The sequence below is a fragment of the Achromobacter ruhlandii genome (assembly GCF_902859695.1).
Classification (GTDB): domain Bacteria; phylum Pseudomonadota; class Gammaproteobacteria; order Burkholderiales; family Burkholderiaceae_B; genus Achromobacter; species Achromobacter ruhlandii.
The window spans coordinates 182,322-200,927 of record NZ_CADIJL010000007.1; the positions used below are offsets into that span (position 1 = coordinate 182,322).

At 68.1% G+C, this 18,606-nt stretch carries 19 protein-coding genes; 15 read left to right on the forward strand and 4 right to left on the reverse strand.

Annotation, left to right across the window (positions count from 1 at the left end; all coding sequences use genetic code 11):
• Positions 1–2: 2 nt before the first annotated feature.
• The 3 genes from HV742_RS11705 to HV742_RS11715 form a co-directional block, all read right to left on the reverse strand.
• Positions 3–1,007 (reverse strand): LysR family transcriptional regulator, encoded by a 1,005-nt coding sequence (locus HV742_RS11705; RefSeq protein ID WP_024067564.1) that lies wholly within the window; start codon positions 1,005–1,007, stop codon positions 3–5.
• Positions 1,008–1,159: 152 nt separating this feature from the next.
• Positions 1,160–1,591: a cupin domain-containing protein gene (locus tag HV742_RS11710; RefSeq protein ID WP_049053329.1), complete on the reverse strand. Its 432-nt coding sequence runs from the start codon at positions 1,589–1,591 to the stop codon at positions 1,160–1,162.
• A 120-nt stretch (positions 1,592–1,711) separates the two neighbouring features.
• Complete coding sequence (locus tag HV742_RS11715; protein ID WP_148317685.1) at positions 1,712–2,590, reverse strand: RNA polymerase sigma-70 factor; 879 nt, start codon at positions 2,588–2,590, stop codon at positions 1,712–1,714.
• Between the two features lie 297 nt (positions 2,591–2,887).
• Between HV742_RS11715 and HV742_RS11720 the strand changes: the two genes are divergently transcribed.
• Together HV742_RS11720 and HV742_RS11725 are read left to right on the forward strand one after the other, a co-directional pair.
• Positions 2,888–3,823, forward strand: a complete 936-nt coding sequence (locus HV742_RS11720) for an MBL fold metallo-hydrolase (protein ID WP_020925411.1) — start codon at positions 2,888–2,890, stop codon at positions 3,821–3,823.
• A gap of 262 nt (positions 3,824–4,085) precedes the next feature.
• Positions 4,086–5,201 carry a porin gene (locus HV742_RS11725; protein ID WP_100503886.1) on the forward strand — a complete coding sequence of 372 codons (1,116 nt, stop codon included), beginning with the start codon at positions 4,086–4,088 and terminating at the stop codon, positions 5,199–5,201.
• 230 nt (positions 5,202–5,431) lie between these two features.
• On the opposite strand, the gene HV742_RS11730 is transcribed toward HV742_RS11725, so the two are convergent.
• On the reverse strand, positions 5,432–5,692 hold the full coding sequence (locus HV742_RS11730) for a hypothetical protein (RefSeq protein WP_049070880.1): 261 nt from the start codon (positions 5,690–5,692) through the stop codon (positions 5,432–5,434).
• Between the two features lie 207 nt (positions 5,693–5,899).
• Between HV742_RS11730 and HV742_RS11735 the strand changes: the two genes are divergently transcribed.
• The 13 genes from HV742_RS11735 (at position 5,900) to HV742_RS11795 (ending at position 18,581) form a co-directional block, all read left to right on the forward strand.
• Positions 5,900–7,024 carry a cupin domain-containing protein gene (locus HV742_RS11735; RefSeq protein WP_175145218.1) on the forward strand — a complete coding sequence of 375 codons (1,125 nt, stop codon included), beginning with the start codon at positions 5,900–5,902 and terminating at the stop codon, positions 7,022–7,024.
• Between the two features lie 91 nt (positions 7,025–7,115).
• The gene (locus tag HV742_RS11740; protein WP_020925409.1) at positions 7,116–8,027 is read left to right on the forward strand and encodes a fumarylacetoacetate hydrolase family protein; all 912 of its coding nucleotides are present in this window, start codon (positions 7,116–7,118) and stop codon (positions 8,025–8,027) included.
• 58 nt (positions 8,028–8,085) lie between these two features.
• On the forward strand, positions 8,086–9,255 hold the full coding sequence (locus HV742_RS11745) for an ABC transporter substrate-binding protein (protein ID WP_175145220.1): 1,170 nt from the start codon (positions 8,086–8,088) through the stop codon (positions 9,253–9,255).
• The gene (locus tag HV742_RS11750; RefSeq protein WP_006392582.1) at positions 9,252–10,166 is read left to right on the forward strand and encodes a branched-chain amino acid ABC transporter permease; all 915 of its coding nucleotides are present in this window, start codon (positions 9,252–9,254) and stop codon (positions 10,164–10,166) included. Before HV742_RS11745 ends, HV742_RS11750 begins: the two co-directional genes overlap by 4 nt.
• Positions 10,163–11,149 carry a branched-chain amino acid ABC transporter permease gene (locus HV742_RS11755; protein WP_049070885.1) on the forward strand — a complete coding sequence of 329 codons (987 nt, stop codon included), beginning with the start codon at positions 10,163–10,165 and terminating at the stop codon, positions 11,147–11,149. Before HV742_RS11750 ends, HV742_RS11755 begins: the two co-directional genes overlap by 4 nt.
• Positions 11,150–11,258: 109 nt before the next feature.
• Positions 11,259–12,014, forward strand: coding sequence for an ABC transporter ATP-binding protein (locus tag HV742_RS11760; RefSeq protein ID WP_049070886.1), 756 nt, complete (start codon positions 11,259–11,261; stop codon positions 12,012–12,014).
• The gene (locus tag HV742_RS11765; protein WP_175145221.1) at positions 12,001–12,693 is read left to right on the forward strand and encodes an ABC transporter ATP-binding protein; all 693 of its coding nucleotides are present in this window, start codon (positions 12,001–12,003) and stop codon (positions 12,691–12,693) included. The genes HV742_RS11760 and HV742_RS11765 overlap by 14 nt, the downstream gene beginning before the upstream one ends.
• 19 nt (positions 12,694–12,712) lie before the next feature.
• On the forward strand, positions 12,713–13,738 hold the full coding sequence (locus HV742_RS11770; RefSeq protein ID WP_175145223.1) for a carbon-nitrogen hydrolase family protein: 1,026 nt from the start codon (positions 12,713–12,715) through the stop codon (positions 13,736–13,738).
• Between the two features lie 82 nt (positions 13,739–13,820).
• On the forward strand, positions 13,821–14,582 hold the full coding sequence (locus HV742_RS11775; protein ID WP_049070888.1) for a GntR family transcriptional regulator: 762 nt from the start codon (positions 13,821–13,823) through the stop codon (positions 14,580–14,582).
• Complete coding sequence (locus tag HV742_RS11780; protein ID WP_175145225.1) at positions 14,575–15,459, forward strand: alpha/beta hydrolase; 885 nt, start codon at positions 14,575–14,577, stop codon at positions 15,457–15,459. The genes HV742_RS11775 and HV742_RS11780 overlap by 8 nt, the downstream gene beginning before the upstream one ends.
• A 25-nt stretch (positions 15,460–15,484) precedes the next feature.
• A complete protein-coding gene (locus tag HV742_RS11785; protein ID WP_059269135.1) occupies positions 15,485–16,399 on the forward strand; it encodes a LysR family transcriptional regulator in 915 nt (304 codons plus the stop codon).
• A 161-nt stretch (positions 16,400–16,560) separates the two neighbouring features.
• Positions 16,561–17,550, forward strand: a complete 990-nt coding sequence (locus HV742_RS11790; RefSeq protein WP_175145227.1) for a Bug family tripartite tricarboxylate transporter substrate binding protein — start codon at positions 16,561–16,563, stop codon at positions 17,548–17,550.
• 89 nt (positions 17,551–17,639) lie between these two features.
• Entirely contained in the window at positions 17,640–18,581 is a 942-nt protein-coding gene (locus HV742_RS11795; protein WP_059269139.1) for a M14 family metallopeptidase, read from the forward strand.
• The last annotated feature ends 25 nt before the right edge of the window (positions 18,582–18,606 follow it).

The window sequence follows — 18,606 nt, forward strand, 5'->3', positions numbered from 1 at the left end:
ATTCAGGCCGGCGCCGACAGCAGGCTGTCGAGGATCTGCAGGTCCAGCGCGCGGATGCGCTCGGTCATGTAGTCGATGAAGACCCGCATGCGCGCCGGCAGGTGTTGGCGGCTCAGGAAACACAGGTAGTGTCCGCGGTCGTCGGGCGCGTACTGCGGCAGGCACGCCACCAGCGTGCCGGCACGCAGGTGGTCACAGACCTGATAGCCGGCCATCTGCGCGATGCCATGGCCGTCCAGCACCGCTTGCAAGACCAGGTCGGCGTCATTGAAGGTGAGCATGGCGGGCGGAGCGACTTTGCGCAGCTGGCCGCCGACCTTGAATTCCCACTCATATACGCGTCCGGAGGCGAGCCGGAAGTTCACGCAGCGGTGGCCGGCGATGTCGTCGACGCTGTCCGGCAGGCCATGGCGGGCGACGTAGGCGGGGGCGGCGCACAGCATCATCTGCATGGGTATCACTTTCTTGGCGATCACCTGGCTGTCTTCCATGCGGCCGTTGCGGAACGAGAGGTCGACGCGGTCGGTGGTGAAGTCGGTGGGGCCGTCGTCCAGCAACAGTTCCACCGAAATATCAGGATTGGCGTGGCGGAACCCTTGCAGCAGCGGCGCGACGACCTTGCGGCCGAAACCCACGGTGGAACACACGCGCAATTGACCCGCGGGCGGGCCCTCGCGCAGTTCCCGCATGTCGTCCAGGGCCTGGACGATGCGTTCCACACCGGGATGGCATTGTTCGTAGAAGCGCTCGCCCTCGAGGGTCAGCGAGGTGCTGCGCGTGGTGCGGACGAACAGGCGGGTGCCCAACTGGTCTTCCAGTTTTTGCACGCTGCGGCTGACCGCCGAGCGACCGATGCCCAGGCGGTCGCCGGCCTTGGCGAAGTTGCCTTCCGCGGCGACGGCGATGAAGGCCACGACGCCCGCGTAGCTGGTTGCAAAGCTGTCGGCCAGGGAGTCCGGCGCGGTGGAGCGGGGCGCGGCCGACGAGGCGGATGAGAGTGTCGACATGGTGGTGGCTCGGTGAGTGGGTGGGTCCTACCCCTCAAGACGGCACACCGGCCAACTTTGTGACATCGTCCGCAAAAAATACGGGCTTTCCCTAGAGGCAAGGCCCGCGTGCGCGTGGGCCCGCTCCGGGCCGCCTCCGAACCGCCGACCGCCTATTCGACGGGTGTCAGGGCGGGGGCGCCCTGCTTCTTGATCAGGACCACCAGGAACCTGGCCGGCCTGGTCTGGCTGGCGTTGCGGCCTACGGTGTGAATGTCGTCCGGCCCTTCGTAGAACGTCTGGCCGGCGGTCAGCGTCACTTCCCTGCCGCCCTTGACCTGCATGACGATGCTGCCCTCGAGCACATAGACGAAAGCATGGGCGTCGTGGCGATGGACCGGGTCGGCGCCGCCAGGAGGGTAGTCGACGAGCAGCATCAGGGCGTCCTTGCCGGGAATGTCCGGCAGGTTCCTGGTCGTCAATTCCGTGACCACCGGATTGGCCGGCCCGGCGGTGGCTGCGTGGTGGGAGGCGGCGTGGGCCGGCGAGGCCAGCAATGCGCCGGCGGCAATAAGGGGGAGTGCGAACTTCGCGATTCTCGACATGGCCTGTCCTTGGTTGAAAGGTGACAGGTCGATCGTAGAAGCGCGGCAGGCCCGGCGGTAGGTCCGCGCAGGGGATCACCGTGTTGCCCGCCGCGCACCAACGCGGGCGGCGGGCAGTGGTCAGCCCCGGGCCAGCGCCGCCGCGATGCGCGCCAGCTTGTCCGGGTTGCGTTGCACCAGCACCCGCGTCAGGCGTTCGCCATCGGTCTCATAGGACTGCACGGATTCCAGTTGGCCATCGATGAAGCGCAGCAGGGCCCATTGCCCGTTCACCAGGACCACCTCGGTGCGCAACGCATCGCGGAACCGGCGCTTGCCCGCGTAGAACAGCTGTGCCAGGCGCTTGCCTCCCACCAGGCTGGCAAAGCTGCCGACCTTGCCGCCGCCGTCGCCAATGAGTTCGGCATCGTCGCTGAGCAGCGCATGCAGGCCATGGAAATCGCTGCGCTGCATCGCGTCGGCGAAGGCTTGCAGCAGGCGCTGCAGCGTCGCCCTTGGCACGGCTTCGCGCGGGGTGCCCTGGCGCAACTGCTGCCGCGCCCTTCGGACGAGCTGGCGCACCGCCGCCTGGCTCTTGTCTAGCGTCTGCGCGATGTCTTCATAGTCGGCGTCGAACACGTCGCGCATCAGGAAGGCCGCGCGGGCGTCCGGCGACAGGCGCTCCAGCATGAACAGAAACGCCACCGACACGTTGTCGGCCAGTTCGTGCAGCTGCTCCGGCGTGGACGGCGCGGCCATCAACATGGGTTCGGGCAGCCAGACTCCCACGTAATGGGCGCGCTCGGCCTTGGCCAGGCGCAGGCGGTCGATGGACAGGCGGGTGGCGACGGTGACCAGCCATGCTTCGGGATTTTCGATGGCGCCGCGGTCGGCGCCATGCCAACGCAGCCATGCGTCCTGCACCACGTCTTCGGCCTCGGCCACTTCGCCCAGCATGCGGTACGCGATCGCATACAGGCGCGGGCGATGACTGTCGAACAGGGTCACCGAGTCGGTCATGGCAGGGGTGGACGCGAAGGGAAGGGGATGTGGCAGGCGGCTATTTTGCCGCAGCGAGACGCGCCGCGACAAGCGGAAAACGCCGATGCGAACGCCTGGCGATGCGCAGTGGTGCGTCGCGCACAACAGCATGCTTCCCGCCGCGAGCCTACCGCCAGGGACGCGCCACCCCTAGGATGCCTCCATCGCCTTTCCGGCACGCCGCAAGGCCTTGCCGCCACCCCGCAGGATCGCGTCAATGCCGACCTGCCCGCGCTGTCGCGAGCCTGATCCAACCGCCTCTCTGGAGATCCCGTCATGCCATCCGCAACCCAAACCCTGCCGTTCAGCAGCCTGTCCGATCCGGGCGTCCGGCCTCCCCACGATCTGGTGCCCTCGCGTTATGCGCTGCGGGTGGGCGAGATCGATGCGCTGGTGATCAGCGATGGCGTGCTGCCGTTGCCCACCGCGACCATGGCCACCAATGCCGATCCCGCCGATCTGGCGCGGTGGCTGCAATACATGTTCATGCCGCCGGACGCCTTCGATTGGCCGCTGAACGTGATGGTGGCCCGCAGCGGCGACCAGACGATCCTGATCGACGCCGGCCTCGGCGGGCAGTTCCCGGGCTTTCCGCGCGCCGGCCAATTGCCCCAGCGCCTGGAGGACGCCGGCATCGCGCTGGAGTCGGTGACGGACGTGATCATCACGCACATGCACATGGACCATGTCGGCGGCCTGCTGGTCGATGGCGTGAAGGAACGCCTGCGGCCCGACGTGCGCATCCACGTGTCCGCGACCGAGGTCGCGTTCTGGACGTCGCCGGACTTCTCCCATACGGTCATGCCCAAGCCGGTGCCTGCCGTGCTCAGGTCGACCGCGACCAGTTTCTACAACGAATACCGCGACCGGCTGCGGATCTTCCAGGACCGGCACGAAGTGGCGCCCGGCGTGGTCGTGCGCATCACCGGCGGACATACCCCGGGACACAGCGTGGTCGACCTGATCGGCGGCGATGAGCGGCTGACCTTTGCCGGCGACGCGATATTCCCCGTGGGCTTCGATCATCCCGACTGGCACAATGGCTTCGAGCACGACCCCGAGGAATCCGCCCGCGTGCGGCTCCGCCTTTTCCAGGAACTGGCGCAGAACCGCGGGCTGCTGGTGGCCGCTCATCTGCCGTTCCCCTCCGTTGGCCGGGTGGCGATCGATGGCGAGGCCTTTCGCTGGGTGCCGGTCATCTGGGACTACTGACCGTGCCGGCGCTGCCCTTTAGGCGCTGCTCTTTAAATAGCACACCGTTGTGACACACCGGGGCGCGAGCCCCGATGTGGCTTGGGTGTCGGGCTCGCGCCACAAATTCGTCCGATTTTCATCGATGATGATCCGCGTGTGCCGAGGTCCCAAAAACTGACATACAGCGTTCCTAGAATTCGTTCCGGTCATGCGCGGAATCGCCGCTCGTGTTGCGTGCCGACCCGCATGCGCATGTCTGTTCAATCAACGGGAATCTGTAATGAAAAAGACTCTGTTCGTCACCGCTCTGTTCGCCGCGCTGTCCGGTGTTGCACATGCTGAAACCTCGGTGACGCTGTACGGCCTGATCGATACCGGCATCGGTTTCCAGCGCATCAAGGGCAACGACGGCTACAAGGAATCGAAGGTTGGCATGTCCAACGGCCTGTCCAGCGGTTCGCGCTGGGGCCTGCGTGGCGCCGAAGACCTGGGCGACGGCCTGAGCGCCGTATTCACGCTGGAAAGCGGCTTCAACTCGGCCAACGGCCAGTCGGGCCAGAGCAGCCGCCTGTTCGGCCGCCAGGCCACCGTTGGCCTGAAGGGTGATTCGTGGGGCCTGCTGGAATTCGGCCGCCAGACCAACATCGCCTCGAAGTACATCGCCGCGATCGATCCGTTCGGCGCCAGCTACGGCCAGGCCAACGTGGGTGCGGCCTTCGGCGCCGCCAACACGGTCCGCCACGACAACATGGTCATGTACCAGACCCCGTCGTTCAGCGGCTTCCAGTTCGGCCTGGGCTACTCGTTCAACGTGGCCGACACGACCGCCGCGCAAACCGGCTTCAAGACCGCCAACAACACCCGCGCCATCACCACCGGCCTGCGCTACGTCAACGGTCCGCTGAACCTGGCGCTGACGTATGACCAGCTGAACATGGCCAACCAGCTCGGCACCGACGAGAAGCCGAAGCAGTGGATCATTGGCGGTTCGTACGACTTCGAAGTGGTCAAGCTGGCGCTGGCCTACGGCCAGACGCGTGACGGCTGGTTCACCGGCCAGTCGCTCAACAACTTCAGCAGCGCCGCCAACCCGTCGGGCAAGAGCTTCAGCTCCAACGTCGTGGCCAAGGACTTCAAGTCGAATTCGTACCTGGTCGGCCTGTCGGCTCCGGTCGGTGGCGCGGGCAGCATCCTGGCCTCGTGGCAGCGTGCCGACGCCAACAACACTTCGTTGACTGGCGACGACGCGACCATGAACATCTACAGCCTGGGCTACACCTACAACCTGTCCAAGCGCACCAACCTGTACGCGCTGGGTTCGTACGCCACGAACTTCGCGTTCGTCGACGGCCTGAAGAGCACCGTCGGCATGGTCGGCGTGCGTCACCGCTTCTAAGCGGCGATTCGCCTCGTCCGGCGGCGCGCGCGGGTTGCGCGTCGCCGGACGCCGCGGTTGCAGTGAGCGGACTGGGCGTCTTACCCGGCCACAGACGCGAAAAAAGCGGCCACCTCCCTAGCTCCACTCTCAGTCCGCTCACCCCAACCCTGTGTGGGATGAGCTCCCCGAAGCGGCATGCGCGCCGCCGGCATGCAGATGCCGGCGGCGTTTTGCTTTGCGCGCGGCGGTCAGTCGTCGAGCGACGGCACCGTGCCGATCTGCGCGAGGATGCGCGGCGATTCCATGTCGCCGGTTTCCTTGTCGATCATGACTTCGTAGGCGGCGACGCCGGCGAACTTGCCGGCCATGGAGTTGGCGATGCGGATGGCGCCGAACTCGCTGCTGGCGGGCCGGATTTCGCCGGGGGCCACGCCATTGGCGGCGGCGCGGTAGGGAACGACGATGTATTGGACGACGTGGGTCTGGGCGATTTGAGCGGCTTCGGACACAGGAGTCTCCTGGAAGACGTTTTTCGGGCGAGCGCAATGTAGCACGTCGCACTGTGTTTTTGTACAGTATTTTCGGATTCGTCGCTGGTTTTTTTCCAGGCGGATGACGGGCCCCAGGAAAACCCCTAGCGCGCAATCATTGCCCGATTCGGCCGCCACCTCTAATATTTTCGAAAATCTTTTGATTTTTATAAAAAGAGGCAAGGGATGGAAGCGAACAGGTACGACACCTATCGGGAAGACACCGCTGGCCGCGCCAATGTGGCGGATTCGCCGGAGCGCATCGCCTATTACCAGGATCTGGCCCGGCTCGAGACGGGCGCGCTCTGGACGGTGGCCAACAAGATCGAGCCCTGGGCGCCGCGCTCGGCGTCGGTGCCGGTGGTCTGGCGCTACCAGGAACTGCGCGGCCACGTGTTGCGCTCGGCCGAGCTGGTGTCGCCCGAGGAAGCGGGCCGCCGCGTGATCTATCTGAACAACCCGGGCCGGCGCGACGTCGCCGCCGCGGTCGGCTGGCTGTATTCGGGCCTGCAGGTGATGCGGCCGGGCGAGCTGGCGTCGGCGCACAAGCATTCGCATTCGGCGCTGCGCTTCATCATGGAAGGCAAGGGCGCGTTCACGGTGGTGGACGGCCACAAGATGACGCTGGGCGCGAACGACTTCGTGCTCACGCCCAACGGCACCTGGCACGAGCACGGCGTGGCCGAGGACGGCACCACCTGCATCTGGCAGGACGGCCTGGACATTCCGCTGGTCAACGCATTCGAGGCCGGCTTCTACGCCGTGCATCCCGACCTGAACCAGACCGTGACGCACCCGGTGGACGACACCAGCGCGCTGTGGGGCAGCGCGGCGCTGCGGCCGCAGACGACGGGCTGGACCAAGCCGTATTCGCCGCTGTTCAAGTACGAATGGGAACCCACCTACGAGGCGCTGCGCCGCCACGCGCGGGTGTCGGCGGGCAGCCCCTATGACGGCATCCTGATGGAGTACGTCAACCCGGCCACCGGCGGCCCGGTCATGCCGACCATCGGCGCCAGCATGCAGCTGCTGCGCCCGGGCGAGCACACCAAGGCCCACCGCCACACCGGCAGCTTTCTCTACCAGGTGGCCAAGGGCAGCGGCTTTTCGGTCATCGACGGCAAGCGCTACGACTGGACCGAGCGCGACATCTTCTGTGTGCCGTCGTGGGCCGTGCACGAGCACGCCAACCTGTCGTCCAGCGACGACGCGTGCCTGTTCTGCTTCAACGACCTGCCGGTGATGCGATCGCTGGCGCTCTACCGCGAGGAAGCGGTCAAGGACAACGACGGCCACCAGCAACTGATCTAGCGGCTGGCGCCAACCCCCACTGAATTTTCATCCGCCGCCCGGCGCAGGCCGGGCGCCTGTCTCAACTCGTCTTGAATTTCCTGGAGTTCCTATGCGCTTGGTAACTTTTCGCGCCCATCCCACCGCCGCCGCCCGCCTGGGCGCGCTGGCCGAAGGCTATGTGATCGACCTGGCCCTGCTGGGGCAGGCCGGCGGCGTGGCGCTGCCGGACGACATGCTGGCCTTCATTGACCTGGGCCCGGTGGCCGTGGCGCAGGCCTCGAAGCTGATGGAGTCGTACCGCGGCGCCTGGCCCGTGGGCACCGCGCTGCCGCAGGAGAACGTCAAGCTGCTGGCGCCGATTCCGCGTCCGCGCAAGAACATCTTCGGCATCGGCCTGAACTACGTCGAGCACGTGGCGGAATCGAGCCGCACGCTCGATACCTCGGCCGACCTGCCCAAGCAGCCGGTGATCTTCTCCAAGCCGCCCACCACCGTGATCGGCCCGGGCGACGCCATCGAGCACAACGCCAAGATCACCCAACAGCTGGACTGGGAAGTCGAGCTGGCGGTGATCATGGGCCGCCGCGCTACGCGCGTGGCCGAGGCCGACGCGCTGTCGTACGTGTTCGGCTATAGCGTGATGCTGGACATGAGCGCGCGCGACTGCCGCCGCGCCGGCCAGTGGATCTATTCCAAGGGCCAGGATACCTACGCGCCGTTCGGCCCCTGCATCGTCACGGCCGACGAAATTCCCGATCCGCAGGTGCTGGATCTGTGGCTGACGGTCAACGGCGAGAAGAAGCAGGGCTCGAACACGCGCCACATGCTGTTCAAGGTGCCCTTCCTGATCTCGGACATCAGCGCCGGCATCACGCTGGAGCCGGGCGACATCATCGCCACCGGCACGCCCGAGGGCGTGGGCGCGGGCCGCAAGCCGCAGGAGTGGCTGTGGCCGGGCGACGTGGTGGTGGCGTGCGTGGAAGGCATAGGCACGCTGCGGCATCCGGTGGTGGCGGTCTAGGCGAAATTCCAGCGCCCGCCACGAGACGGCGGGCGCGGCGGTCTCCAAGGGGAAAACAATGATCAAGCAAACCATGTTGGCGGCGGGCCTGGCCTGGACGCTGGGGGGCATCGCGCACGCCGCGGAGCCAGTCAAGATCGGCTTCATCGCCACGCTGTCGACGCCTGCCGGCTACATCGGCGAGGACGAGCGCGACGCCTTCAATCTGGCGATCAAGCAGGGCGGCGGCAAGCTGGGCGGGGTGCCGGTGCAGCTGGTGATCGAGGACGATGGCCTCAAGCCCGCCAACGCCAAGCAGGCGGCCGACCGCATGCTGCAGTCGGGCATCAAGCTGTTCACCGGCGTGAACTTTTCGAATGTGCTGGCGGCGGTGGCGCCGGGTGTGGTCAAGTCGGGCGCGTTCTACGTCAGCCTGAACCCCGGCCCGTCGAGCTTTGCCGGCGAGAAGTGCGACCCGAACTATTTCGTGGCCTCGTACCAGAACGATGCCTTCCACACGGCGGGCGGCGTGGCCGCCAATGAGCTGGGCTACAAGCGCGTGGCGCTGCTGGCGCCGAACTACCAGGCCGGGCGCGACGCCATCGAGGGTTTCAAGCGCACCTACAAGGGCGAGGTGGTGGCCGAGATCTACACCAAGCTGGACCAGTCGGACTTCTCGGTCGAGCTGGCGCGGGTGCGGTCGCTGGCGCCCGATGCCGTCTACCAGTTCCATCCGGGCGGCACCGGCATCAACTTCGTCAAGCAGTACGCCGCGGCCGGCCTGAACAAGACCGTGCCGATGCTGATGCCGAGCTTCTCGATGGATGCGCGCATGATCAAGGCCACCGGCGACGCGGCGCAGGGCGCCTACGTCACCGGCATCTGGTCGCAGGACTTCGACAATCCGCAGTCCAAAGCCTTCGTGCAGGCGTTCAAGGAAGCCTATGGCCGCGTGCCCACCGATTACGCGATGCAGGCCTATGACACGGCGCAGCTGATCGGCGTCGGCCTGAAGGCCACCGGCGGCGACCTGTCGCGCCAGGCCGAGTTCCGCGCCGCGCTGCGCAAGCCCGAGTTCGCCTCGCTGCGCGGCAAGTTCAGCATGAACACCAACCAGCATCCGGTGCAGGACCTGTACCTGATGCGCATCGAGAAGGACGCTGACGGCGGCCTGTCGCCGCGCCTGGTGCGCAAGCTGGTGTCCGATGACAAGGACGCCTACGCCCAATTCTGCAAGATGCCGTCATGACATTGCTCTTCGAACAGTTGCTCAACGGGCTGCAGTTCGGCGCGATGCTGTTCCTGCTCGCCGCCGGGCTGACCCTGATCTTCGGGATCATGGGCGTGGTGAACCTGACCCACGGCTCGTTCTACATGGTGGGCGCATATTGCGCGGCCTATGCCATCGGCACCACCGGCTCGTTCCTGGCGGGTGTGCTGGCGGCGTTGCTGGGGGCGGGGCTGTACGGCCTGTCGGTGGAGGTGCTGGTGATCCGCAAGCTGTACAAGCGCGACCACCTGTACCAGGTGCTGGCCACTTTCGGCCTGCTGCTGTTCTCGAACGAGGCGGTCAGCCTGATCTTCGGCCGGCGGCCGCCGCTGGTGGGCATCCCGTCGTTCCTGGAAGGCGCGGTGACGCTGGCGCCGGGCTTCCAGTATCCGCTGATCCGGCTGTCGTTCATCGCGGTCGGCGCGCTGGTGGCGGTGGGGCTGTGGTGGCTGGTGAACCGCACCCGCATCGGCATGCTGATCCGCGCCGGCGCCGACGACCGTGAAATGGTCGATGCGCTGGGCGTGGATATCAAGAAGCTCTACACCCTGGTGTTCGGCCTGGGCGCGCTGCTGTGCGGACTGGCGGGCGTGATGGCGGCGCCGCTGCTGGCCGTCGAGATCGGCATGGGCGAGCGCATCCTGATCACCACCTTCGTGGTCATCGTGATCGGCGGCGTGGGCTCGGTGCGCGGCGCGCTGGCGGGGGCGCTGCTGGTCGGCATGGTCGACAGCATGGGGCGGGCCTTCCTGCCACAGCTGCTGGGCGCGGTGTTCTCGCCGGCCACGGCGGATCCGCTGGCGGCGGGCCTGGCCTCGGCCAGTATCTATGTGTTGATGGCGATCGTGCTGATCGCCAAGCCGGGCGGGCTGTTCCCGGCGCGAGGATGATGATGGCAAAGACACTTTCGAATCGTGCGCGCTGGGGGCTGGCCGGGCTGATCCTGCTGCTGGCGCTGCCGGGCGCGGCGGCGGCCACCGACACGCCGTTCCTGATCGGCGTGGTGACGCGCTTCCTGATCTACGGCCTGGCCGCGGTCAGCCTGGACCTGGTGATCGGCTACGGCGCCATGGTCAGCTTCGGCCACGCGATGTTCTTCGGGCTGGGCGGCTATGCGGTGGGCATCATCGCCTTCCACACCACCGAAGCCGGGCCGCTGTTCGGCTGGGCCGGCAGCAACGCCGCGCTGGTGGTGTGGCCGATCGCGCTGGCGGTGTGCGCGCTGGCGGGCTGGCTGTTCGGCTACCTGGCGCTGCGCACGCGCGGTGTGCAGTTCATCATGATCACACTGGCGTTCGGGCAGATGGTGTACTTCATCCTGGTGTCGCTGCAGTTCTATGGCGGCGACGACGGGCTGATGATCTCGCAGCGCAACGTGCTGCCGGGCCTGAACCTGGAGAACCCGCTGACGTTCTACTACGTCTGCCTGGCGCTGCTGACCCTCTGGACGCTGCTGTGCATCCGCGTTACCAACTCGCGCTTCGGCATGGTGCTGCAGGCGCTGCGCCAGAGCGAACGGCGCGCCATCAACCTGGGCGTGGCGCCCACGCCCTACCGCCTGAGCGCTTTCGTGCTGTCGGCGGTGGGCACCGGGCTGGCTGGCGTGCTGTGGGCCAACTATGCCGGGCTGGTGACGCCGGACATGGCGGCCTGGACCAAGTCGGGCGAGCTGATGGCCATCGTCATCCTCGGCGGCGTGGGCACGCTGCTGGGTCCGATCGCGGGCGCGGCGGTGTTCCTGGGACTGGAGCAGATGCTGTCGTCGCTGACCGAGCATTGGCTGCTGTACATGGGGCCGGTGCTGGTGCTGGTGGTGCTGTGGGGACAGAAGGGCCTGTTCGGCCGCCTCCTGGAGACGCGTCATGCGGATTGAGACCACCCCCGGAGCGCTGCGCGCTTCCCCCTCAAGGGTGCATGCCGGCGGACCGGCGGAGCCGGATCCGCGGCATTCCGATGAGGCATCGACAGTGGGGACGACTGATATGCAGACGCTGTTGCGTCTATCCGGGCTGCGCAAGGCCTTCGACGCGGTCGTCGCCACCAACGGCGTCGACCTGGACGTGCGCGCCGGAGAGATCCACGCCATCATCGGCCCGAATGGCGCCGGCAAGTCGACGCTGATCGCGCAGATCTGCGGCGAGATCCGGCCCGACTCGGGCACCATCGAACTGGACGGACGCGACGTGACGGCGCTGCGCGCCTTCGAGCGCGCCCGGCTGGGGCTGGGCCGCTCGTTCCAGATCACCGAGCTGTGCCAGGAATACACCGCGCTCGAAAACGTCATCCTGTCCAGCATGCTCAAGGGCGGCCGCGCCTTTGGCGCCTGGTCCGATCCGCGCCGCGACGCCGGCCTGAAGGCGCAGGCGATGCAATGGCTGACCCATGTCGGCCTGGCGGACCGGCGCCACGTGCGCACCGCCGATCTGGCGCACGGCGAGAAGCGCCAGCTGGAACTGGCGGTGGCCCTGGCGCGCTCGCCGCGCCTGTTGCTGCTGGACGAGCCCATGGCCGGCATGGGGCCGGAGGAATCCGCGCGCATGACGCGCCTGCTGCTGGGCATGAAGGGCGACTACGGCATCCTGCTGGTGGAGCACGACATGGACGCGGTGTTCGCGCTGGCCGACCGCATCAGCGTGCTGGTCTACGGCAAGGTGGTGTTCAGCGGCGCGCCCGACGAGGTGCGGCGCCATCCGGAAGTGCGCGCCGCCTACCTGGGAGAAGAACATGTTGAAGGTTGAGGGCCTGACCGGCGGCTACGGGTCGAGCAAGGTGCTGTTCGGCATGGCCTTCGAGGCCGCCGAGGGCGAGGTGATCTCGCTGATCGGCCGCAACGGCATGGGTAAGACCACCACCATCAAGACGCTGATGGGCATGCTGCCGGCCACCGGCGGGCAGGTACAGTTCCGCGGCCAGACGCTGTCGCGGCCCGCGCCCAGCGCGGTGGCGCGGCTGGGCGTGGGACTGGTGCCGGAAGGGCGGCGCGTGTTCGGCTCGCTGTCGGTGGAAGAGAACCTGGTGGCGACCTCGCGCGCCGCGCCTGGCGGCTGGGACCTGGCGCGGGTCTACGCGCTGTTCCCGCGCCTGAAGGAGCGCCGCGCGCAGTCGTCGCGCACGCTGTCGGGCGGCGAGCAGCAGATGCTGGTGGTCGGCCGCGCGCTCATGACCAATCCCAAGCTGCTGATCCTGGACGAGGCCACCGAAGGGCTGGCCCCGCTGATCCGCCAGGAAATCTGGCGTTGCCTGCGGGCGCTGAAGGCCGAGGGCCAGACCATCCTGGTGATCGACAAGAACCTGCCCGAGATGGCGACGCTGGTGGACCGTCACTACATCGTCGACAAGGGCCGCGTGGCCTGGTCGGGCGCGCCCGCGGAACTGTCCGCGCAGCCCGACCTGGCGCAACGTTATCTCGGCATCTGACCGCAATAGGAGCACACGCATGTTGAACCTGCCCGTTTTCAAGGCCGCCGCCGTCCAGGCCGCGCCGGTGTTCCTGGACACCGACGCCACCGTCGAAAAGACCTGCGCACTGATCGCCGAGGCCGCCGGCAACGGCGCCAGCCTGGTGGCCTTTCCCGAGGTGTTCGTCTCGGCCTATCCCTACTGGAGCTGGGTGATGAACCCGGTGCAGGGCAGCCCGTGGTTCGAAAAGCTCTGCAAGAGCGCCATCGAGCTGCCGGGGCCGGAGATCCGCCGCATCGCCCAGGCCGCGCGCCAGCACCGCGTCAACGTGGTGGTGGGCGTGAATGAGCGCAGCCGCCATGGCGTCGGCACGATCTACAACACCATGGTCTTCATCAACGAAGAGGGCCGCGTCCTGGGCCGCCACCGCAAGCTGGTGCCGACCTGGGCCGAGAAGCTGACCTGGGCCCACGGCGACGGCGAGTCGCTGCGCGTGTATGACACGTCCGTCGGCAAGCTCGGCGGCCTGGCCTGCGGCGAGAACACCAACACGCTGGCGCGCTTCTCGCTGCTGGCGCAGGGCGAGATGGTGCACGTCGCCAGCTATATCTCGCTGCCGGTGGCGCCGCCCGACTACGACATGGCCGAGGCCATCCGCCTGCGGGCGGCGGCGCATTCATTCGAGGGCAAGGTGTTCACGGTGGTGTCGTGCTCGACCATTTCCACCGAGATCCAGGACGCCATCAGCGCCAGCCATCCGGAAGCGCGCGAGATGCTGGCGCGCCGCAACAGCGCGTTTTCGGGAATATTGGGGCCGGACGGCCGCGTCATCGGCGAACCGCTGATCGACGACGAAGGCATCGTCTACGCCGAGATCGACCTGTCGCGCTGCATCCAGCCGCGTCAGATGCACGACATCGTCGGCCACTACAACCGCTTCGACGTGTTCGACCTGCGCGTGAACCGGCGGCCGCTGCAGGCGGCGCGCTATGACGACCTGGCCGAATCGGGCGCCGCCGACCTGGACGGAGACTTCGAGCCGTTGCCCGAGGCGCGCGGCTAGGGGCGACCGGGCCGCGGGTAGAATGGGCCGCCTGAGCGCCCGCCGGCCCCGGCCTCAAGGCCGCTGACATCTGGAGAGCACGTTGAAGCCAAGAATCAAAGCTTCCCGCCAGGACGAGCCCGGCGCCGACGGGAACGCCGAGGTAGAGGAAATCACGCTGTCCGAGCAGGTCTACCGCCTGCTCCGGCGCGACATCATGAGCGGGGCGTTCGCGCCGGGCCAGTCGCTGCGCCTGGAATTGCTCAAGCAACGCTACGGCAGCAGCTTTTCCCCGATCCGCGAAGCCCTGAACCGGCTGCGCAGCGAACGCATGGTGATCACCACCACCTCGCGCGGTTTTCGCATCGCGCCGCTGTCGGTCGAGGAAATGTGGGACGCCTGCGAGACCCGCATCCTGATCGATTGCGACGCTCTGCGGCGCTCGCTGGCCAACGCCGATGACGCCTGGGAGGCGCGGCTGGTCGGCGCCTACCATGCGCTGACGCTGGCGGCGCAGCGCGCCGGCGAGGCCGTGCCGCCCAGCCAGGAGCTGGAGGAGTCGCTCGAGGCGCGCCACCTGGACTTCCACCACGCGCTGATCGGGGCCTGCCGCTCGCACTGGCTGCTGGACCTGTCCACGCAGCTGTATGCGCAGACTGAACGCTACCGGCGCCCGGCGCGCGCCGGCGCCACCGCCTACGGCCCCGAGCGCAATGTCGACGACGAGCACCGCCAGTTGCTGGACGCGGCGCTGTCGCGCGACGTCGAAGGCTCGGTGGCGATGCTGGCGGCGCATTACCGCAAGACGGCGCAATTCATCGAACACATCATTTCCCAGGACGACAGGCAGGCCATTCATGCGTGACGCGGACATCGATCTCTTTTTCCCCACCATCGCCGAGCGCGAGGTGCAATACAACGCCCGCGAGTCGGTGGCGGACTTCGACGCCTGCGTGCGCCGCTACGCCGAGTCGGCCGCCGCGGTGAAGTCGCGCCGTCCCGGCCTGCTGAACCTGCGTTACGGCATGGGCCAGGACGAGCGGCTGGACCTGTTCCTGCCGGCGGCGAATCGCGGCCCGGCGCCGCTGTTCGTGTTCATCCATGGCGGCTACTGGCGCGGCCAGCGCAAGGAAGACGCGCCGGTGATGGCCGAGGCCTTCAACGCCGCCGGCGCGGCGGTGGCGGTGCCGGAATACACGCTGGCGCCCGAAGCGACGCTGCCGGAAATCGTGCGCGAGATGCGCTCGGCGCTGGCCTGGCTGTACCACAATGCGGAGATGTACGGCGTCGATCCCGAGCGTATCTACGTCGGCGGCAGTTCGGCCGGGGGGCATCTGGCGGCGATGCTGGCCGCGCCCGCCTGGCCGGCGCGCTACGGCGTGCCGGATGACGTGGTCAAGGGCACGCTGGCGCTGAGCGGCCTGTTCGACCTGCGACCGCTGTGCGACGTGCTGCCCAACACCTGGTTGCAGTTGACGCCGGAGCAGGCCGCGCGCCACAGCCCGATCTTCAACCTGCCCGAGCGCGCCGGCCCCATGTTGCTGGCCGTCGGCGGCCTGGAGACGCAGGGTTTCAAGAACCAGACCGAAGCCTTCGAACGCGCCTGGACCGGCGCCGGCCTGCAGGCCACGCGCATCCCGACGCCGCATTGCAATCACTTCGACCTGGTGAACGAGCTGGAGGACCCGGCCAGCGACCTGACCCGCGCCACCCTGGCGATGATGGGCCTGGCGCAAGCCTGAGCGCGTTCACGGACACGGGCGCGCCATGGCCGACCTGAAACTGCTCGAAGACCTGATCGCGCTGGCGCAGAGCGGCAGCTTCGTGCGCGCCGCCGAGGCGCGGCACGTCACGCATCCAGCCTTCGGGCGTCGCATCCGCGCGCTGGAGGCCTGGGCCGGCGCGCCGCTGGTGGAACGCCAGCGCGTGCCGGTGACGCTGACCGCCGAGGGCGAGGCCCTGCTCAAGACCGCCACCCAGGTGGTCGAGCAGATGGGCCTGGTGCGCCATCGCATCCGCAGTTCCGGCGCGGGCGGCGAGGCGGTGCTGCGCATCGCCACCGGCCGCAGCCTGTCGCGCACCGTGGTGGGCGACTGGATCGCGCGGCTGCGCCATCGCGCGCCGAAGGTGCTGGTCGAAGGCACGCAACTGGAGATCTCCACCGGCAAGATGGAAGACATGGCGATGCGGCTGGAGCAGGGCAAGGTCGACCTGCTGTGCTGTTACGAGCATCCGGCCCTGTCCATGCAGCTCAACCCGGTGCGCTACCGCTACATGACGCTGGGCACCGACAAGCTGGTGCCGGTCAGCCAGGCCGACGGCCGCGGCCGCGCCCGCTATGTGCTGAGCGAGGGCGGGCAGCCGGCGCCGCTGATTACCTACGCCGGCGGCCTGTCGATGGAGCGCATCCTGGGCGACAGGCTCGAATCCACGCCCTATGCGCTGACGCCGTTCGTGCGCATCGATTCGCTCGATGCCGCGCATGGCGCCGCGCTCAAGGGATTGGGGGTGGCCTGGCTGCCCTGGTCGATGGTGGCGGCCGACTGTCGCCGCGGCGTCCTGGTGTCGCTGGGCGGCCGCAGCGACGAGATCGCCTTCGAGGTGCGGCTGTACCGCTCGCGGGCGCGCCTGGCCGATCTCGCCGAGGCGGCTTGGGAAGCCACCGCCAATCGCAAGGCCTGAAGCGGCGCGTCATTGCTCGCAGGGGCAGGCCGGCGGCGATCTGAATTAGCACGGAAATGTGCCGACTTGGCACATCATGCCGCCGGCCCACGCGCAGAATGTCTCCCGAAACTCGAACGAGACGGCGCCGCCGTCCACCTCAGCACCCCAGGGAGAAATTCATGAAATTCGTTCCGCACGCCTTGCGCGGCGCGTCGGTCGCGCTTTGTGCCGCCGTTTCGTTGATCGCCTCGCCGGCCATCGCCGCCGGTTACCCCGACCACCCGGTCTCGTTGATCGTCGGCTACCCGGCCGGCGGCAGCGTTGACCTGACCGCCCGCCTGTTCGGCGAGGAGCTGGCCAAGCGTATCGGCCAGAGCGTGGTGGTCGAGAACGCCGGCGGCGCCGGCGGCACCATCGGCGCGCAGCGCGTGGCCCGCGCCACGCCGGACGGCTACACGCTGTTGCTGGGCTCGACCAATGAAATGGTCGTCGCCCGCATGATCAACAGCGCCGTCAAGTACGACGGCGCCAAGGACTTCACCGCGCTAGGCGTGATTGCCTCGCAACCCATGGTGCTGGCGGCCAGCAAGAATTCCGGCGTGAAGAGCGCCGCCGAATACCTGCAGAAGCTGCGCGCGGCCGCGCCGGGCAGCTTCAACTACGGCTCGTCGGGCGTTGGCACCACGCTGCACCTGGCCGGCGAGATGATCAACCAGGAAACCAATACGCGCGCTGAACATGTTCCTTACCGGGGTGTGTCGCCGCTGGTGACCGACCTGATGAGCGGCCAGCTGGATTTCGGCGTGCTGGTGCTGTCCTCGGGCCTGCCGCAAGTGCGCGCCGACAAGATCGTGGCGCTGGGCGTGACGCAGCCCAAGCGCTCTCCGGTGGCGCCGGACATTCCCGCTTTGGCCGAGACGCCGGGCTTCGAGGCCGTCGATCTCAGCATCACGTTCTCGCTGTACGGGCCGGCCGGCCTGCCGGAGCCGGTGGCCGCCAAGCTGCGCGAGGCCCTGGCCGATACGCTCAGGTCGGAACAATTCCGCGCCAAGATGCTGGAAGCCGGCGGCGTGCTGGCGCAGCCGGGCGTGGATCCGGTGGCCTCGCAGGCGGCCGAGACGCGCAAGTATGGAGAGCTGGTCAAGGCGGCCAAGATCGAAGCGCAATAAGCGCGATGCCTTCCCGCGCCGGCGGCCGCCCCAGCGCGGCCGCCGGCGCATCCGGACCCATTCCACACCCTATCAACGCAGGCCGTTCCATGGATTTCACGCTTTCCGTTCCCGACCTCGCCGCCGAGCGCCTGGGCAACACCGATACGCCGGGCGTCTGGCATTTCGACTCGGGCCTGCCCGGCCGCACCCTCATGCTGTCCGCGCTGGTGCACGGCAACGAGCTGTGCGGCGCCTGGGCGCTGAAGGACCTGCTGGCCGCGGGCCTGCGGCCGCGCCGCGGCCGCCTGACGCTCGCGTTCTGCAACCTGCCGGCGTTCGACCGTTTCGACCTGGCGCGCCATGACGCTTCGCGTTTCGTCGACGAGGACATGAACCGGGTCTGGAGCGCCGAGCGCCTGGACAATCCCACGACCCGCGACCGCCAGCGCGCGGCGCAATTGCGGCCATGGGTCGAGCGCGCCGATTGGCTGCTGGACCTGCATTCCATGCACGAGCCGGGCGCGCCGCTTTTGTTGACGGGCCTTCTGCCGCGCAATATCGCCCTGGCGCGGCGCCTGAAGGCGCCGCGGCACGTCATCGTGGACGCCGGCCACAAGGACGGCGTGCGCATGCGCGATTTCGCGCAGTTCGGCGATCCGGCGCGCGAGGACGCCTGCGCGCTGCTGATCGAATGCGGCTTTCACGGCGATCCGGCGGCGCGCGACGTGGCGCGCGACATGGTGGCGCGCATGCTGGTCGCGGCGGAGGTGGCGGATGCCACCGACCTCCCGGCCGGCTGGCTGCGCCCCGACGCCGCGCAGCGTGTGCTGGAAGTGACCGACGCCGTGGTGGCGCCGTCGATGGACGTGAGCTTCGCGCAGCCCTGGCAGGGCCTGGAAACGCTGGAGAAGGCGGGATCGGTGATCGGCTGGGCCGACGGCCGGGCGATCGTTTCGCCCTATGACCGTTGCACGCTGGTGATGCCGTCGCTGCGCCAGCTCAAGCCGGGCGTGACGGTGGTGCGATTGGCGCGCGACTACGCAGGCTGATGGCACGGACGGTTGGCGCGGCCTG

Excerpts from the sequence above, each read along its gene's own strand:
- HV742_RS11785 (WP_059269135.1), top strand. The coding sequence starts at position 15,485 with ATGGCCGACCTGAAACTGCTCGAAGACCTGATCGCGCTGGCGCAGAGC.
- HV742_RS11725 (WP_100503886.1), top strand. The coding sequence starts at position 4,086 with ATGAAAAAGACTCTGTTCGTCACCGCTCTGTTCGCCGCGCTGTCCGGT.
- HV742_RS11745 (WP_175145220.1), top strand. The coding sequence starts at position 8,086 with ATGATCAAGCAAACCATGTTGGCGGCGGGCCTGGCCTGGACGCTGGGG.
- HV742_RS11770 (WP_175145223.1), top strand. The coding sequence starts at position 12,713 with ATGTTGAACCTGCCCGTTTTCAAGGCCGCCGCCGTCCAGGCCGCGCCG.
- HV742_RS11710 (WP_049053329.1), bottom strand. The coding sequence starts at position 1,591 with ATGTCGAGAATCGCGAAGTTCGCACTCCCCCTTATTGCCGCCGGCGCA.
- HV742_RS11735 (WP_175145218.1), top strand. The coding sequence starts at position 5,900 with ATGGAAGCGAACAGGTACGACACCTATCGGGAAGACACCGCTGGCCGC.
- HV742_RS11780 (WP_175145225.1), top strand. The coding sequence starts at position 14,575 with ATGCGTGACGCGGACATCGATCTCTTTTTCCCCACCATCGCCGAGCGC.
- HV742_RS11705 (WP_024067564.1), bottom strand. The coding sequence starts at position 1,007 with ATGTCGACACTCTCATCCGCCTCGTCGGCCGCGCCCCGCTCCACCGCG.
- HV742_RS11795 (WP_059269139.1), top strand. The coding sequence starts at position 17,640 with ATGGATTTCACGCTTTCCGTTCCCGACCTCGCCGCCGAGCGCCTGGGC.
- HV742_RS11790 (WP_175145227.1), top strand. The coding sequence starts at position 16,561 with ATGAAATTCGTTCCGCACGCCTTGCGCGGCGCGTCGGTCGCGCTTTGT.
- HV742_RS11750 (WP_006392582.1), top strand. The coding sequence starts at position 9,252 with ATGACATTGCTCTTCGAACAGTTGCTCAACGGGCTGCAGTTCGGCGCG.
- HV742_RS11755 (WP_049070885.1), top strand. The coding sequence starts at position 10,163 with ATGATGATGGCAAAGACACTTTCGAATCGTGCGCGCTGGGGGCTGGCC.
- HV742_RS11765 (WP_175145221.1), top strand. The coding sequence starts at position 12,001 with ATGTTGAAGGTTGAGGGCCTGACCGGCGGCTACGGGTCGAGCAAGGTG.
- HV742_RS11720 (WP_020925411.1), top strand. The coding sequence starts at position 2,888 with ATGCCATCCGCAACCCAAACCCTGCCGTTCAGCAGCCTGTCCGATCCG.
- HV742_RS11715 (WP_148317685.1), bottom strand. The coding sequence starts at position 2,590 with ATGACCGACTCGGTGACCCTGTTCGACAGTCATCGCCCGCGCCTGTAT.
- HV742_RS11760 (WP_049070886.1), top strand. The coding sequence starts at position 11,259 with ATGCAGACGCTGTTGCGTCTATCCGGGCTGCGCAAGGCCTTCGACGCG.
- HV742_RS11740 (WP_020925409.1), top strand. The coding sequence starts at position 7,116 with ATGCGCTTGGTAACTTTTCGCGCCCATCCCACCGCCGCCGCCCGCCTG.